At 72.4% G+C, this 15559-nt stretch carries 13 protein-coding genes; 8 read left to right on the forward strand and 5 right to left on the reverse strand.

The window, feature by feature from the left end:
• Positions 1 to 46: 46 nt before the first annotated feature.
• The 4 genes from AB0M18_RS10750 (at position 47) to ybaK (ending at position 4236) form a co-directional block, all read left to right on the forward strand.
• A complete protein-coding gene (locus tag AB0M18_RS10750; RefSeq protein WP_365756490.1) occupies positions 47 to 1648 on the forward strand; it encodes an oxidoreductase in 1602 nt (533 codons plus the stop codon).
• Positions 1649 to 1854: 206 nt separating this feature from the next.
• Positions 1855 to 2964, forward strand: coding sequence for a hypothetical protein (locus AB0M18_RS10755; RefSeq protein ID WP_365756491.1), 1110 nt, complete (start codon positions 1855 to 1857; stop codon positions 2962 to 2964).
• A gap of 5 nt (positions 2965 to 2969) precedes the next feature.
• Complete coding sequence (locus AB0M18_RS10760) at positions 2970 to 3707, forward strand: LON peptidase substrate-binding domain-containing protein (protein ID WP_365756492.1); 738 nt, start codon at positions 2970 to 2972, stop codon at positions 3705 to 3707.
• 31 nt (positions 3708 to 3738) lie between these two features.
• The gene (ybaK, locus tag AB0M18_RS10765; RefSeq protein ID WP_365756493.1) at positions 3739 to 4236 is read left to right on the forward strand and encodes a Cys-tRNA(Pro) deacylase; all 498 of its coding nucleotides are present in this window, start codon (positions 3739 to 3741) and stop codon (positions 4234 to 4236) included.
• Between the two features lie 78 nt (positions 4237 to 4314).
• Here the strand turns inward: ybaK and AB0M18_RS10770 are convergent, their stop codons facing one another.
• From AB0M18_RS10770 to AB0M18_RS10785, 4 genes are all read right to left on the reverse strand, one after another.
• On the reverse strand, positions 4315 to 4950 hold the full coding sequence (locus AB0M18_RS10770; RefSeq protein ID WP_365756494.1) for a DUF2567 domain-containing protein: 636 nt from the start codon (positions 4948 to 4950) through the stop codon (positions 4315 to 4317).
• A gap of 122 nt (positions 4951 to 5072) precedes the next feature.
• Positions 5073 to 5876: an ABC transporter permease gene (locus tag AB0M18_RS10775; protein WP_365756583.1), complete on the reverse strand. Its 804-nt coding sequence runs from the start codon at positions 5874 to 5876 to the stop codon at positions 5073 to 5075.
• Between the two features lie 121 nt (positions 5877 to 5997).
• On the reverse strand, positions 5998 to 6969 hold the full coding sequence (locus AB0M18_RS10780) for an ABC transporter ATP-binding protein (RefSeq protein ID WP_365756584.1): 972 nt from the start codon (positions 6967 to 6969) through the stop codon (positions 5998 to 6000).
• A 20-nt stretch (positions 6970 to 6989) separates the two neighbouring features.
• Positions 6990 to 8303 carry an NYN domain-containing protein gene (locus AB0M18_RS10785; RefSeq protein ID WP_365756495.1) on the reverse strand — a complete coding sequence of 438 codons (1314 nt, stop codon included), beginning with the start codon at positions 8301 to 8303 and terminating at the stop codon, positions 6990 to 6992.
• A 260-nt stretch (positions 8304 to 8563) separates the two neighbouring features.
• On the opposite strand from AB0M18_RS10785, the gene AB0M18_RS10790 reads away from it, so the two are divergent.
• Positions 8564 to 8737, forward strand: coding sequence for a hypothetical protein (locus AB0M18_RS10790; RefSeq protein WP_365756496.1), 174 nt, complete (start codon positions 8564 to 8566; stop codon positions 8735 to 8737).
• Positions 8738 to 8831: 94 nt separating this feature from the next.
• On the opposite strand, the gene dnaE is transcribed toward AB0M18_RS10790, so the two are convergent.
• On the reverse strand, positions 8832 to 12371 hold the full coding sequence (gene dnaE, locus AB0M18_RS10795) for a DNA polymerase III subunit alpha (protein WP_365756497.1): 3540 nt from the start codon (positions 12369 to 12371) through the stop codon (positions 8832 to 8834).
• Positions 12372 to 12530: 159 nt separating this feature from the next.
• On the opposite strand from dnaE, the gene AB0M18_RS10800 reads away from it, so the two are divergent.
• The 3 genes from AB0M18_RS10800 to AB0M18_RS10810 all read left to right on the forward strand — a co-directional run bounded on the left by AB0M18_RS10800 (position 12531) and on the right by AB0M18_RS10810 (position 15506).
• Complete coding sequence (locus AB0M18_RS10800; protein ID WP_365756498.1) at positions 12531 to 13856, forward strand: DUF2252 domain-containing protein; 1326 nt, start codon at positions 12531 to 12533, stop codon at positions 13854 to 13856.
• A gap of 96 nt (positions 13857 to 13952) precedes the next feature.
• Positions 13953 to 14639, forward strand: a complete 687-nt coding sequence (locus AB0M18_RS10805; protein WP_365756499.1) for a hypothetical protein — start codon at positions 13953 to 13955, stop codon at positions 14637 to 14639.
• Between the two features lie 51 nt (positions 14640 to 14690).
• On the forward strand, positions 14691 to 15506 hold the full coding sequence (locus AB0M18_RS10810) for a thioredoxin domain-containing protein (RefSeq protein ID WP_365756501.1): 816 nt from the start codon (positions 14691 to 14693) through the stop codon (positions 15504 to 15506).
• Positions 15507 to 15559 lie beyond the last annotated feature (53 nt).

Consider the following 15559-nt stretch of genomic DNA (forward strand, 5'->3'; position numbering starts at 1 on the left):
TGTACGAATCCGGGAAAGCGGAATCGTGGGAAGCGAGGGGGCGGCAGTGACCGAGCCGCGCGAGGACGACGGGATGCCGGAGGGCCTGACCCGGCCCGAGCGGGTCATGTGGAGGGCGTTCCGGGTGGGCGCGATGTGCGATCTGAGGGAGGGGGTCGCCGGGCGGGACGATCCGTTCGCGGCGCGGACGGTGTGGGGCGCGCAGCGCAGCGTGCGGGCGGAGATCGTGCAGTTGTTGCTGCTCGACGGGCCGCCGGCGGTGTCCGGGCGGGTCGCCGCGCTGAAGCTGCGCGGGGTGCGGATCACCGGGGTGCTCAATCTGGCCGGCGGCACGATAGGGCCGTACGTGGAGCTGAACGGCTGCCGCTTCGACGGCGAGGTGGTGGTGCCGGAGGCGCACTTCGGGACGCTGCGGATGGTCGAGTGCGCGATACCCCGCCTGGAGGCGGCCCGGTTGCACACGGCGGGCGACCTGCATCTGCCGCGCTGCCGGGTGGAGCGGGGCATCCGGCTGACGGACGCGCAGATCGGCACGGACCTGCTGATCAACCAGATCCGGGTGTGGCCGGACCGGCGCGGCCGGGCGATCACGGCGGACGGCATGGTGGTGGCCCAGGACCTCCAGGCCGAGCTGATCGAGACGCACGGGGAGCTGAGTCTGCGCGGCGCGAAGGTCGGCGTGTCGCTGAGCCTGCGGGGCAGTGTGCTGCGCGGGGCGCAGCAGCGCCGCGCGCTGAACGCGCCGCAGCTGACGGTGGAGCGCACGCTCTATCTGAACGCGGCATGGGTCTACGACTCCTCGGGGAACGCGACGGCGACCCCGCCCTACGGGGTGACCCCGGCCCAGGGCGCCCGGCGCAAACCGCTCGAGTGCCACGGCGGGGTGCGGCTGGACGACGGGCGCTTCGGCGACTCCCTCGACCTGCACTACGCCCGTTTCGTGCTCGACGGCTCGCGCCGCGAGGAGCTGTCGCTGCGCCGGATCGTCACCCCCGAGCTGCGGTTCAACGGAGAGCGGCCCGAGGAGGGCCGGGTCGTGCTCAACGGCGCGAAGGTGGTGACGCTGATCGACCTGTCCAGCAGCTGGCCCGGCCCGGGCGGCCTGGCGATGGGCGGTTTCGTCTACGAGAACCTGGTGCCGTACGGGCACTTCCCGCTGGCCCGGCGCCTGGAGTGGGTCGCGGCGGCCACCCCGGAGTACGCGCCGGAGCCGTACGAACGCCTGGCCACGGTGCTGCGCAACAGCGGGGAGGACGCGGACGCGCGCGAGGTGCTGCTCGCCAAGCAGCGGCGGCGCCGGGAGACGCTGCCGGTGGCCGGGAAGCTGTGGGGCTGGGTGCAGGACCTGACCGTGGCCTACGGGTACCGGCCGGGGCGGGCGGCGCTGTGGATGGCGGTGCTGTGGGCGGCGGGCGCCTTCGTGTTCTCCCGCCACGAGCCCGTACCGCTGAAGCCGGGCGAGGCCCCGCACTGGAACGCCTCGCTGTACGCCCTGGATCTGCTGCTTCCGGTGATCGACCTGGGGCAGGTGGGCTACTGGCGCCTGGAGGGCTTCTGGCAGTGGGCGTCGACGGCGCTGGTCCTGCTCGGCTGGGTGCTCGCGACGACGGTCGCGGCGGGGGCCTCGCGGCTGCTGCGCCGGGGCTGAGGCGGGGCGGCGGCGGGGCGGGCACGGGCCTCGGGCAGCTCGCCCGACGGCGGGGAAGGGGGCGCGGAACGGGGTCGCGGACGGGGTGGCGCGGGTACTGTTCCACCCCTTTCTTTACGCTGTCTTGACCCCCTCCGATACAACCTTCCCGCCGCTACCAAAGCTTCACAGTCCGCTACTGGCGCGTCTCTCACCTGCGGTTTTCAATGTTTCGCACGATGTCACTGCTCCGCGCCCTGATCGGCACCTCCCGCCTGGTCCGGCACACCCCGCGGCTTCTCGCCGCGCTCCCGCCGGACGACGACGTGCTGCTCGACCCGCCGGACGGACGCCTGGCGCCGGCCCTGGTGGCCGCCGCCCTCGACGACCCCGAGCCGGCCGCCAAGCTGCTCGCGACCACCCGGGACGCCGCCGAGTGGGAGGACCGGGACCGCTACACGACCCGGCTGAGCACCTTCGCGTACCGCAGGGACGGCTGGCTGGAGCACTGGCTCGCCGTCGCGCCGCAGGACCCCGACGCCCTGCTTGTGAAGGCCCAGCTCGCGGTCCGCCGGGCCTGGGAGTCGCCGGCCCGCGCCGAGCGGCTGCGCGAGCTCGGCCCGCTGATCGAGGCGGCGGCCGAGGCCGCGCCGAACGACCCGGTGCCGTGGCGGCTCGCCCTGGACCACGCACGCGGCACGCACGCCTCCCACACCGTCTTCGAGTCGCTGTGGGAGCAGGCGGTGCGCCGCGCCCCGCACCACTACGGCAGCCATGTCGCCGCCCTCAAGTACCTGTCCGCCCAGTGCTGCGCTCCGCGGGGGGACGCCCCCCGCACCCCCTGTGGCTCCCACCGCGAGTGCTTCGACTTCGCCGAGCAGGCCGCCGAGGACGCGCTGCCCGGCTCGCTGGTGCAGGCGCTGCCGGTGCGGGCGGCCTTCACGCTGCTGATCGCCGGGCCCGGACCCGGGCGTCCGGTGTGCGGCGAGCGGATCGACGCGGCGGCCGACCGGGCGCTCGCGCTGTCGGCCGAGTACCCGGCGGGCGACCTGTGGCCGGGCGAGGTGCGCAATCTGCTGGTGCACGTCCTGGTGGAGCGGGGCCGCTGGACCGAGGCGCTGGCCGAGTTCGGCCGGATCGGGCCGCACGCCAGCACCTTCCCCTGGTCACTGGTGGCCGACGACCCGCTGCGCGGCTTCCTGGAGGCGCGGTCCCGGACCGTCCGCGAGGTGGCCCGGCGCACCCCGCTGCGGGCCGTGCCGCCGGAGCCGTACGGGGCCGGGCCGGGCGATGCGGACCGGGGCGGCCGGAGCGGGCCCGGCGGCCATTACGCTTGACCGCTGTGACCACCGCCCGCCTGCCTCTCTTCCCGCTGAACACGGTGCTGTTCCCGGGTCTCGTGCTGCCGCTGAACATCTTCGAGGAGCGCTATCGCGCCCTCATGCGCGAGCTGCTCGCCACGGACGAGTCCGAGCCGCGGCGCTTCGCCGTCGTGGCGATCCGCGACGGCCGTGAGGTCGCGCCGACCGCACCGGGCCTGCCGGACCAGACGGCGCTGCCGGAGAAGGGTCCCGCCGCCGGTTTCGGCCCGGACCCGATCCAGGCCTTCCACCGGGTCGGCTGCGTGGCCGACGCGGCGTCGATCAGGGAGCGCGCGGACGGCGGCTTCGAGGTGATGGTCACCGGGACCGTCCGGGTGAAGCTGCTCTCGGTCGACGCGAGCGGGCCGTTCCTGACCGCCGAGACCGAGGAGATCCCGGAGGAGCGGGGCGAGGAGGCGGACGCGCTCGCAGAGGGCGTGCTGCGCGCCTTCCGCAGCTACCAGAAGCGGCTCGCCGGGGCCCGGGAGCGCTCGCTGACCACCAGCGAGCTGCCCGACGACCCGTCGGTGGTGTCGTACCTGGTCGCCGCGGCGGCCGTGCTCGACATCCCGGCCAAGCAGCGGCTGCTGCAGGCGCCGGACACGGCGACCCGGCTGCGCGAGGAGCTGGCGCTGCTGCGCGCGGAGACGGCGGTGCTGCGCCATCTGCCCTCGCTGCCGGCGGTGGAGCTGACCCGCGCGCCGACCAGTCCCAACTGACCCCTCTGATCCCGCGAGGAGAGAGCCCTCCGTGGCGAAGAAGCAGAAGAAGAACAGCGGCGGCACCCCGGCGACGGTGGCCCTGACCACGGCCGGCACGGCGTACACGCTGCACGCGTACGAGCACGACCCGGCCGCAGCCAGCTACGGCGACGAGGCCGCGGAGGCCCTCGGCGTCTCCCCGGACCGGGTGTTCAAGACGCTGGTCGCGGACGTGGACGGGGAGCTGACCGTCGCGGTGGTCCCGGTCGCCGGGCAGCTCGACCTGAAGGCGCTCGCGGCGGCCGTCGGCGGCAAGCGCGCGACGATGGCGGACCCGGCGGCGGCCGAACGCACCACCGGCTACGTCCGCGGCGGCATCTCGCCGCTCGGTCAGCGCAAGCGGCTGCGCACGGTCCTGGACGACTCGGCCTCGGCGCACGAGACGATCTGCGTCTCGGCCGGGCGGCGCGGTCTGGAGGTCGAGCTGTCCCCGCGGGACCTGGCCGCCCTCACCGCCGCGGTGCTCGCCCCGATCGGCCGCGGCTGACCCCGTACCGTACGCACGGCGAAGGGCCCGATCCGAGCGGATCGGGCCCTTCGCCGTGCGCCTAGGGGTTTCGCCCGCCTAGGAGGCGGTGGTCTTCGGGGCCGGCGGCCACGGGCCGTCCTCCGGCTCCGGGTCGCGCGGGCCGAACAGGGCGGTCAGGGCGAGATGGACGATCATCGCGGCGATCGGCCAGGCCAGCATCGCCGCGGCCCACATGTTCAGTTCGAGCGGGGCGTCGAAGGGGACGTCCGGGCCGACCGCCTTGGCATGCGCGACCACATCGCGCTCGGGCCCGAGCCAGACGCCGACGCCCCAGCCGAGCAGCGAGCCGAGGACGCCGCCGAGGGCGAGACCGAGGACGAGGGCGACCCCGCCGTGCCGGTGGATCAGGAAGACGAGCAGCGCGGCGAGTGCGCCGAAGCCCAGGGCGATCAGGACAAACGTTCCGTCCGTGCCGATCGCCGCCTCCCCCTCGCTGTTCTTGAGGAAGACCGCCTTGCCGTCGGAGAACAGCGTGGTCCGGGGCGCGAGCCACAGCCACAACAGCCCGAGCACGGCCCCGGCCACCACGGACAGGGCGACCACGACGGCGGACTGCCGCAGCTCGGCGGCCGTGCCGGGCGCGCCGTCGGGCGCGGGCAGCGCCGGCAGCGGCTCGGGCCGATGGTGATCGTGCGGCGGCGGCTGGTGCGGCGGAGTCAGAGGTGCGGTCACCACGCCATCGTGCCAGGTGTCCCTGTGCGCCGCCTCAGCGGACCGGTGAGTGAACCGAGGGGGCGCTCAAGCGCCCCGTGGGGGTCCCCCCGCCGAAGGCAGGGGGCGAACCGAGCCGCAGGTCACCGCACAGCCGCCCTGCGGTACGCCCAGGTCGCCACCGCGAGGGACACCACGCCGACCGCCCCGCACACCGCGAGGTCCAGGCCGACCGCGGCCCAGTCCGGGTGGTTGTCGAAGGTACGGGCCAGGGCCTCCACCCCGTACGTGGAGGGGAGCAGGTCGCGGGCCCAGCCGATCGGGCCGGGCAACCGGTCCGCGGGCAGGACGCCGAGCAGCAGCGCGGCCGACATGCCGAGCTGGCCGAGCAGTGTGGCGAGCTCCTGCCGGGGCGCGAGCAGGCCGAGCGCGGCGCCGAGCCCGGACAGCGCGGCCCCGGACAGCGGCACCACCGCCGCCAGGATCCACAGGTGGCCGAGCGGCAGCCCGAAGAGCACCGAGCCGGCCACCGCGGTGACCACGGTGCCGGGCACGGTGAAGGAGGCGTACGCGCCGGCCGCGCCGAGCACGACGGCGGCGGGCGGCACCGGCAGCGTGGCGTAGTGGTCGAGCCCGCCGCCGGCCCGCAGCTGCCCGAAGTACTGGGCGAGCAGGTTGAGCGCCACGAAGGCCACGACGAGCACGGCGGAGCCGGCCACCACCGCCCGGGCCTCCGAGCCGCCGTCCACCACCCCGCGCATCAGGACCATGATCCCGATCGACTGGAAGGTCGCCACGAACAGCAGCGGGATCCGGGCCACCCGGGCCCGGCTGAGCTGTGCCTTGTAGACCGCGCCGAGCGCGGGCAGCAGCCGGGCGCGCGGCGCGAGCGGCGCCGCGGCGGGCTCCTCGTCGCGGGCCGGGGCGGCCGGGGCCGTGGCCGTCACGGCCTCGGCGGGCAGGGTGCTCAACTCGTCCAGCTCCTGACGTTGCGTGTCCCGCTCCTGGCTTCCCTCAGGCGACTCGCGTACCGGTCACTCGCGTTCCGCTGACTCGCGTTCCGGTGACTCACGCCTTCACCAGCCCCCGCGTCTCGCCGCCGAGCGCCAGGTACACGTCCTCCAGGCTCGGCGTCGCCAGGGTGAAGTCGTCCAGGGCCGCGAAGGCCGCGCCGCCGGTGACGGCGGCGACCGCCGCCCGGGCCTCGTCCGGGGCGAGCCGGAGCACCCAGCGGCGCCCCGACTCCTGCGCCGAGGTGCGCAGCGCGGCGACCTCGGGGACGTCGAGGGGGGCGCGCTCGCGCCAGACCAGTTCGACCCGGACCTCGCCGGCGACGCGTTCCTTGAGCCCGGCCGGGGTGTCGCAGGCGATGACCCGGCCGCGGTCGATCACGGCGACCCGGTCGAGGACGGTCTCGGCCTCGATGACGTTGTGGGTGACGAGCAGCACGGTGGTGCCACGCTCGGCGCGCCGCCGGTCGACGGCGGCCCAGACGGCGCGGCGGGCGACCGGGTCCATGCCGGTGGTGGGCTCGTCGAGGACGAGCACGGGCCGCTCGCCGACGAGGGCGGCGGCGAAGCAGGCGAGCCGGCGCTGCCCGCCGGACAGCTTCTTCAAGGGGCGGCCGGCGATCTCGTCGAGGCCGAGTTCGCCGAGGACGGCGTCGCGCTCGGCGCGGGCCGCGGCGGCACCGAGGCCGCGCAGCCGGCCGGTGGTCTCGGCGGCGAGTGCGACGGTCAGCTCGTCGAGGGCCGTGGACTCCTGGCCGAGGTAGGCGAGGAGCCGGGCGGCCCGTTCGGGGTGGCGGACCAGGTCGTGGCCGAGCATCCGGACGGTGCCGGAGTCGGGGCGCATGAGGCCGGTGAGCTGGCGGACCAGGGTGGACTTGCCGGCTCCGTTGGGGCCGAGCAGACCGAAGATCTCGCCGCCGCGCACATCGAGGCTGATCCCGTCGGTGGCCCGTACCTCCGGGGTCGCGGGTGCTCCGCGTCTGCCGCGTGTGGCGGGGTACGTCTTGACCAGGTCCCGCACCACGCACACCGTACTCACGAGGGATGAGCCTACGGGGTCCCGCGGCTCTCCTCGGGCGCGGGGGCGTGTTGCGTGGCGGCGTGGACGTCGATCTCGCGCCAGAAACCCGCCCGGATGGCATAGCGGTCGTGCTCGTCGATCTGGTCGTCCTTGTGGGCGAGCAGGCCGAAGCGGGCGGCGTAGCGGAGGAGTTCGCCGTCGATACGGTGCGGGATGCGCGGGTACATGGTGGCGAGCTTGGGGACGTGGCCGGACTCGGGGAGCCGGTCGAGCCAGCGGCGGGCGAAGACCTGGCCGACCTCGTAGGGGTCGCCGCCGACGGTGGTGATGTCCTCCTCGCGGTCGGCCCAGCGCTGCTCGGCGCTGGTGAGCTGGGCGAGGGTGGGCAGGGAGGCGGTCTCGGGGGGCTCGCCGAGGGGGGCGGCCGGGCGGTCGATCCAGCCGCGGTCGGAGGACCAGCGCAGGGTGGCGGCGGCCGGCGGCGGGGGCGGCAGGCTGGGGCCGCGCAGCGCGGCCAGGTCCTTGGGGGTGGGGACGGCCCGGGCGGCGGGCTGCGGGACGGTGCCGCCGCCGACCGGCTCGCCCCCGTCGGGCGCCGGGGCGCGGCCAGGGGCGTCGGCGGGCGCGGCGGAGCCGTTGTGGGCGGCCGCGGCTCGTTCGGCGGCGGCTCGTTCGGCGGCGGCCCGTTCGGCGGAGGCGGCGAGGCCGGACTCGGGCAGCGGCGCGGAGAGGATCGCGGCGATCTCGGGGCGCGGCGCGGGCGGCGGGGCGCAGAGTCCGCTGAGGTCCTTGGCGCGGACGGCGCGGGTGATCCAGGCGCGGTCGAGGACGCGCCGCTCGTCGGCCTCGGCGACCAGGTCCTCGGACTGGTTGTAGTCGCCGTCGGCGGCCTGGACGGCCCAGAGGTGGACGGCGACGCCGTGCTCCTTGGCGGACATGAGGCCGGGCAGCAGGTCGCCGTCGCCGGTGACGAGCACGATGTCGGAGCAGGCGCGGTTGCGGGAGAGCTCGGTGAGCTCGGTGTGCATGGCCGCGTCGACGCCCTTCTGGGCCCAGCGGCCGTCGCTGCGGGTCAGGGCGCCGAGCCGGACGGTGACCCGGGGCATCACGCGCAGCCGGCGGTGCTCGGGCTGGGGCACCCGGTCGGGCGCGCCGTCGAACCAGTAGATCCGCAGCAGCGGCAGCCGGGTCTCCGCCTCGGCGCGGTCGCGCAGTTGCTGGATGAGCGCGGCGTGGTCGACGGTGATCCGGGAGCGGGCCGGTTCGCCGGCGAGGAGGCTGGCGGCGGCGCCCAGCAGATAGCCGGCGTCGACCAGGACGACGCATCGGTCCACGTGTTCCACCCTCTTTCAACGCGCTTCGGGAAGCTTCGGTAAGCCCTGCGGGAACCTCGGGATCGGACGTGCTCCGGGTTTCTCCGAGTCTGCCCGACCCGGATGCGGTTGACGTCCGGAACTCGATCATCGGCGTGGCGGATCTCACGCGGGAGGGGAGAGAGGGCCGCACTCACTATCCGTAATGATCCAAAATGCGGCGCTTTCTGCGGTGTGTGAGTCTGACAGCGGCCCTGGCCCCCAGACCCCCTTGAGGAGGCATCATCACCATGGCCAAGAATCGCAAGCAGGATCGCAGTCAGCAGCGCGGCTCCCAGGCAGAGCGCGGCCAGCAGCAGGCCGAGCGCTCGTCGATGGAGGCGCAGACGGAGCAGCGCATGAGCCAGGTCACCCCGGGTGACATGGCCCGCAAGGGCCGGCAGAAGCGTTTCGGCCACAACTGAGGCCACTGACGAGCCGTAGGCGGTACGGCGAAGGGGCGCGCCCGTGACGACGGGCGCGCCCCTTGGCGTGTACGAGGAACGTGTACGAGGAAGGTCAGCCGGCCAGGCAGGACGGGCCGAGCAGCACCTTCAGGTCGCCGAAGAGCGCCGGGTCGGGCTGGACCCGGTGCCGGTCGAGCCGGAGCACCGTGGTCGACCGCGGGCCCTGGAGCTTGATCCGCACCTCGGTGTTGCCCTTGTGGTGCCCGAGGATCTCGCCGAGCCGGCTGATCATCGGCGGGGTCACCTTGACCGTCGGGATGGTGAGGATCACCGGGGCGTTGGTCCCCGCGTTCGACAGGTCGGGGACCATCAGCTCCATGGCGACCAGGCGCGGCACGTCCTCGCGCTTGTCGAGCCGGCCCTTGACGAAGACGACCGCGTCCTCGACCAGCTGGGTGGAGACCAGCTGGTAGGTGGCCGGGAAGAACATGCACTCGATGGAGCCGGCCAGGTCCTCGACGGTGGCGATGGCCCAGGCGTTGCCCTGCTTGGTCATCTTCCGCTGGAGGCCGGAGATGATGCCGCCGATGGTGACGACCGCGCCGTCCGCGTGCTCACCGCCGGTGAGCTGCGCGATACCCGCGTCGGTCTTGTCGGACAGCACGTGCTCCAGGCCGAAGAGCGGGTGGTCGGAGACGTACAGGCCGAGCATCTCGCGCTCCTGCGCGAGGAGGTAGGCCTTCTCCCACTCGACGTCGGAGAACTCGACGTCCAGGCCGAAGCCGGGCTCGCTGCTGTCCTCCTCGCCCATGCCGCCGAAGAGGTCGAACTGTCCCTCGGCCTCCTTGCGCTTGACCGCCACCACGGTGTCGATCATGGGCTCGTGCTGGGCGACCAGGCCCTTGCGGGTGTGGCCCATGGTGTCGAAGGCACCGGCCTTGATCAGCGACTCGATGGTGCGCTTGTTGCAGACCACGGCCTCGACCTTGTCGAGGAAGTCGGGGAAGGAGCTGTACTTCCCCTTGCTCTTGCGGGTCTTGATGATCGACTCGACGACGTTGGCGCCGACGTTGCGGACGGCGGTGAGGCCGAAGAGGATCACGTCGTCGCCCTGGGCGGCGAAGTTCGCCTCGGACTCGTTGACGTTCGGCGGGAGCACCTTGATGCCCATGCGCCGGCACTCGTTCAGGTAGACGGCGGACTTGTCCTTGTCGTCCTTGACCGAGGTGAGCAGTCCCGCCATGTACTCGGCGGGGTAGTTCGCCTTGAGGTAGGCGGTCCAGTAGGAGACCAGTCCGTACGCGGCGGAGTGCGCCTTGTTGAAGGCGTAGCCGGCGAAGGGGACCAGGACATCCCACAGGGCCTGGATGGCCTCGTCGCTGTAGCCGTTCTTCTGGGCGCCGGCCTGGAAGATGGTGAAGTTCTTCGCCAGCTCGTCGGGCTTCTTCTTGCCCATGACGCGGCGGAGGATGTCGGCCTCGCCGAGCGAGTAGCCGGCGATGATCTGGGCGGCCTTCTGCACCTGCTCCTGGTAGACGATCAGACCGTAGGTGACCGCCAGGACCTCCTGGAGGGGCTCCTCCAGCTCCTTGTGGATCGGCGTGATCTCCTGCTGCCCGTTCTTGCGCAGCGCGTAGTTCGTGTGCGAGTTCATGCCCATCGGGCCCGGGCGGTAGAGCGCGGACACGGCGGAGATGTCTTCGAAGTTGTCGGGCTTCATCAGCCGCAGCAGGGACCGCATGGGGCCGCCGTCGAACTGGAAGACGCCGAGGGTGTCACCGCGCTGGAGCAGTTCGAAGGTCTTCGGGTCGTCCAGCGGCAGGGCGAGCAGGTCGAGGTCGATGCCCTTGTTGGCCTTCACCATCTTGACGGCGTCGTCCATGATGGTCAGGTTGCGCAGGCCCAGGAAGTCCATCTTCAGCAGGCCGAGCGACTCGCACTGCGGGTAGTCCCACTGCGTGATGGTGACGCCGTCGGTGTGCCGCACCCAGATCGGGGCGTGGTCGACGATGGGCTCGCTGGACATGATCACGCCGGCGGCGTGCACGCCCATCTGCCGGACCAGGCCCTCGACGCCCTTGGCGGTGTCGATGACCTTCTTCACGTCCGGCTCGTTCTCGTACATCCCCCGGATCTCGCCGGCCTCGCTGTAGCGCGGGTGGCTGGGGTTGGTGATGCCGTCGAGGTCGATGCCCTTGCCGAGGACGTCGGCGGGCATGGCCTTGGTGAGCCGGTCGCCCATCGCGTACGGGTAGCCGAGGACGCGGGCGGAGTCCTTGATGGCGTTCTTGGCCTTGATCTTGCCGTAGGTGCCGATCATGGCGACCTTGTCGGCGCCGTACTTCTCGGTCACGTACCGGATCACCTCGACGCGCCGACGCTCGTCGAAGTCGATGTCGACATCGGGCATCGAGATGCGCTCGGGGTTGAGGAAGCGCTCGAAGATCAGACCGTGCGGGATGGGGTCGAGGTCGGTGATGCCCATGGCGTACGCGACGATCGAGCCGGCCGCGGAGCCTCGGCCGGGGCCCACGGCGATGCCCTGCTTCTTGGCCCACATGATGAAGTCGGCGACCACGAGGAAGTAGCCCGGGAAGCCCATCGAGATGATGGTGTCCATCTCGTACTCGACCTGCTTCATGCGGTCCTCGGGGATGCCGCCGGGGAAGCGCCGCTCCATGCCCCGCATGGTCTCCGCGCGGAACCAGGTGACCTCGGTGTACCCCTCGGGGATGTCGAACTTCGGCATGAGGTTCTTGGCCTCGAACATGCCGTCGGTGTTGATCTGCTCCGCGACGAGGAGGGTGTTGCGGCAGCCCTCCTGCCAGGCGTCCGAGGAGTCGACGGCGTACATCTCGTCCGTGGACTTCAGGTAGTAGCCGGTGCCGTCGAACTTGAAGCGGTCCGGGTCGGAGAGGTTCTTGCCGGTCTGGATGCACAGCAGGGCGTCGTGGGCGGTGGCCTCGTGCGCGTAGGTGTAGTGCGAGTCGTTGGTGACCAGCGGCGGGATGCCGAGCTTCTTGCCGATCTCCAGGAGCCCGTCGCGGACCCGGCGCTCGATCTCGATGCCGTGGTCCATCAGCTCCAGGAAGTAGCGGTCCTTGCCGAAGATGTCCTGGTACTCGGAGGCGGACTTCAGGGCCTCGTCGAACTGGCCGAGACGCAGCCGGGTCTGGAGCTCGCCGGAGGGGCAGCCGGTGGAGGCGATCAGGCCCTCCGACCACTGGGAGATGGTCTCCTTGTCCATCCGGGGCCACTTCTGGAGCCAGCCCTCGGCGTACGCGTCGGAGGACAGCTTGAAGAGGTTGTGCAGGCCCGTCGCGTCGGCCGCCCAGATGGTCTTGTGGGTGTAACCGCCGGAACCGGAGACGTCGTCCCGCTTCTGGTGCGGCTGGCCCCACTGGATCTTCCGCTTGTTGCGGCGGGACTCGGGCGCCACGTACGCCTCGATGCCGATGATCGGCGTCACACCGGCCTTCTTGGCGCTGTGGAAGAAGTCGTACGCGCCATGGAGGTTTCCGTGGTCGGACATGGCGATATGGGTCATGCCCATCTCGTTGCACGCGTTGAACATGTCCTTCAGCCGCGCGGCACCGTCCAGCAGGGAGTACTGGGTGTGGACGTGGAGGTGCGTGAAGGGCGGCCTGGTCACGGTGGGGATGCCTCCATACGAATTTCTGGGGGGACAGCGTGGAAGTCTACGTCGCTCCACTGACAGCGGGCGGGCACTCGGGGGTACCTTCGCGCGTTGGGAGACAGGGAACACCCGTCCCATTTGTCATGCACGGTTTTCAGCCAGGAGGCACCCTCGATGTCGGTCCCCCAGCCCACCGCCGCCGAGCGCGGTGAGCAGATCCTCGCCGTCTTCGACACCGCCTTCGGCGAACTGCTCGCCGCGGACCCGGCCGCCTTCAAGGTCAAGTTCCGGAAGATGGCCGGATCCGCCTTCGCGTTCTACCGGGGCACCGCCTGCCTGTTCTACAAGGACCTGGAGCACGAGGCGCACGGCGGGCCGTACCTGGACGAGCGCACCGGCCGGGTGTGGATCCACGGCGATCTGCACGCCGAGAACTTCGGCACCTACATGGACGCCAACGGGCGGCTGATCTTCAACGTCAACGACTTCGACGAGGCCTATGTCGGCCCCTTCACCTGGGACCTCAAGCGGCTCGCCGCCTCCCTCGCCCTGATCGGCTACGCGAAGGCGCTCTCCGACGACCAGATCACCCACCTGGTGCGGGTCTTCGCGGCGGGCTACCGGGAGCGGATCCACGCCCTGGCGACCGGCGCGAAGAGCGACGAGGCGCCCGGCTTCACCCTGGAGACCGCCGAGGGCGCCCTGCTCGGCGCGCTGCGCGAGGCCCGCTCGCTGACCCGCTTCGGGCTGCTCGACTCGATGACCGCGATCCGCGAGTACGAGCGCCGCTTCGCGGCCGGCGGCGGCGCGATCGAGCTGGACGCGGCCACCCGCTACAAGGTGCTCGCCGCCTTCGACGGCTACCTGGAGACGCTGCCGGAGTCGAGTCTGGCCCGCCCCGACTCGTACCGGGTGAAGGACGTCGTCGGCCGCCGCGGCATCGGCATCGGCTCGGCCGGCCTGCCCTCGTACAACATCCTCCTGGAGGGCAACAGCGACGCCCTGGAGAACGACGTCGTGATCTACCTGAAGCAGGCGCAGACCCCGGCGGTCTCCCGGCACGTGACGGACGCGGCGGTACGGGACTACTTCCACCACGAGGGCCACCGCACCGTGATCTCGCAGCGGGCGCTGCAGGCGCACGCCGACCCGTGGCTGGGCTGGACGGAGCTGGACGGCACGGGGCAGCTGGTCGCCGAGGTCTCGCCGTACGCCGTGGACCTGGACTGGTCGGACATCGACGACCCGCAGGACATCGCGGCGACCGTCGCCGACCTGGGCCGGGCGACCGCGACCATGCACGCGGCGGCGGACGACTCCAGCGGCCACTCCCTGGTGCCGTTCTCCACCGAGCGGGCCATCGACGCGGCCATCGCCGGCGACGAGGAGGGCTTCGCGGAGCTCCTGGTGGACTTCGCGCACACGTACGGCGCACGCGCGCGTGCCGACCACCAGATCTTCGTGGACCTGTTCCGCAACGGCCGGATCCCGGGCCTGTGAGCGCGTGGAACGCAAGGGGTCCGATGGCCCCTTGAGACGCCTCACAGCCAGTGCTTAGGGTCGCCTTATGTCCCGGCATGGCACACTTCGACGGCGATGAACATGGCAGGAATCCAGCTGCGAGCCCTCCGGGCGGCGTTCTTCACGACACTGGTCGTGGCGCTGTCCGTGGCCTCGCACGTCCTGCTGTCCGGGGTGCCGCTGCCGCTCGGCACGGTCGCCCCGGTCGCCGTCGCCGTCTTCGGCGTGGCCTTCGCGCTCGCCGGGCGTGAGCGCGGCTTCGGCCCGATCGCGGGACTCCTGGTCCCGCTGGAGCTGGCCGCCGACACCCTCTTCACCAGCGGACAGGCCGCCTGTTACGGCCCCGCCGGCGGCCCGGTCGCCGGGTCGCTGCGCGCCGTCGGCCTCGACGTGGACGCGCTGTGCGGCGGCGCCGTGGGCACTCCGCTGCCCGGTGTGGCCGCCCCCGGCAGCGGCACGGCCGCTGCCCTGCTGACCTCCCCCGACCCGGCCGTGCCCTGGCTGCTGCTCGCCGCCCATGTGGTGGTCGGGCTGGCCGCGGCCTCCTGGCTGCGCGGCGGCGAGCGGGCGCTCGCCCGGCTGCTGCGGGCGGCCGTGGCCGTCGCCTTCCGGCCGCTGCTCGTGGCGGCCGCCTTCTTCGGCGCCGCCGTGGCCGAGCCGCGGCGCGCCGGGCGCCCCGTGGGCCGGCCGCGCCGGTCCGGCACCCGGCTGTTCGCGCACTCCGTGGGACGGCGGGGACCGCCCGTGCTCGCGCTCGTCTGAGCAGCACGCGCATCCCCCTCTTCCTCCTCCCGAGTCACGGAGAACTTCAGCATGAGCAAGCGCAACAGCCAGTCCAACAAGGCAGCGGCCCGCGAGCGGCTGCGGATCGAGCGCGAGAGGCAGGCCAAGAAGGAGAAGGCCCGCCGTCAGGTGATCGTGGCCGCATCGGCGCTCGGCATCCTCGCCGTGGCCGGCGGCATCGGCTTCGCCGTCGTCCAGACCAACAAGCCGTCCGCCTGGGAGGCCGCGGCGGACGCCAAGAGCGTCTCGGCCCCGAAGAACACCGAGGGCACGGACGGCACCACCGTGATCGTCGGCAAGCCCGAGGCCAAGCAGACCCTGGAGATCTACGAGGACTCGCGCTGCCCGGTGTGCGCGACCTTCGAGCAGGGCGTGGGCTCCACGGTCGAGAAGGACGTCGCCGACGGCAAGTACAAGCTGAAGTACGTGGGCGCGACCTTCATCGACAACTCCGACCAGGGCGAGGGCTCCAAGAACGCCCTCTCCGCGCTCGGCGCCGCCCTGGACGTGAGCCCGGAGGCGTTCCTGAAGTACAAGGCGGCGCTGTACTCCTCCGACTTCCACCCGAAGGAGAGCGAGGACAAGTTCGCCAAGGACTCCTACCTGCTGAAGGTGGCGGACTCGGTCCCGGCCCTGAAGGGCAACGCGGAGTTCAGGAAGAACGTCGAGGACGGCACCTTCGACGCCTGGGCGATGAAGATGTCGAAGGCCTTCGACGACAGCGGGGTGCGCGGCACGCCGACCCTGAAGATGGACGGCAAGACGCTGACCGCCGAGGGCAGCGAGAACCCGCCGCTGACGGTGGAGCAGTTCAACGCGGCCCTGGGCAAGGTCCTGAAGGGCTGAGCCCCTCGGGGAGTGGGGGCGGGGCGGGCACGGGCCCTACGGAACGGCTGATC

It is taken from the genome of Streptomyces sp. NPDC051909 (assembly GCF_040681095.1).
Classification (GTDB): domain Bacteria; phylum Actinomycetota; class Actinomycetes; order Streptomycetales; family Streptomycetaceae; genus Streptomyces.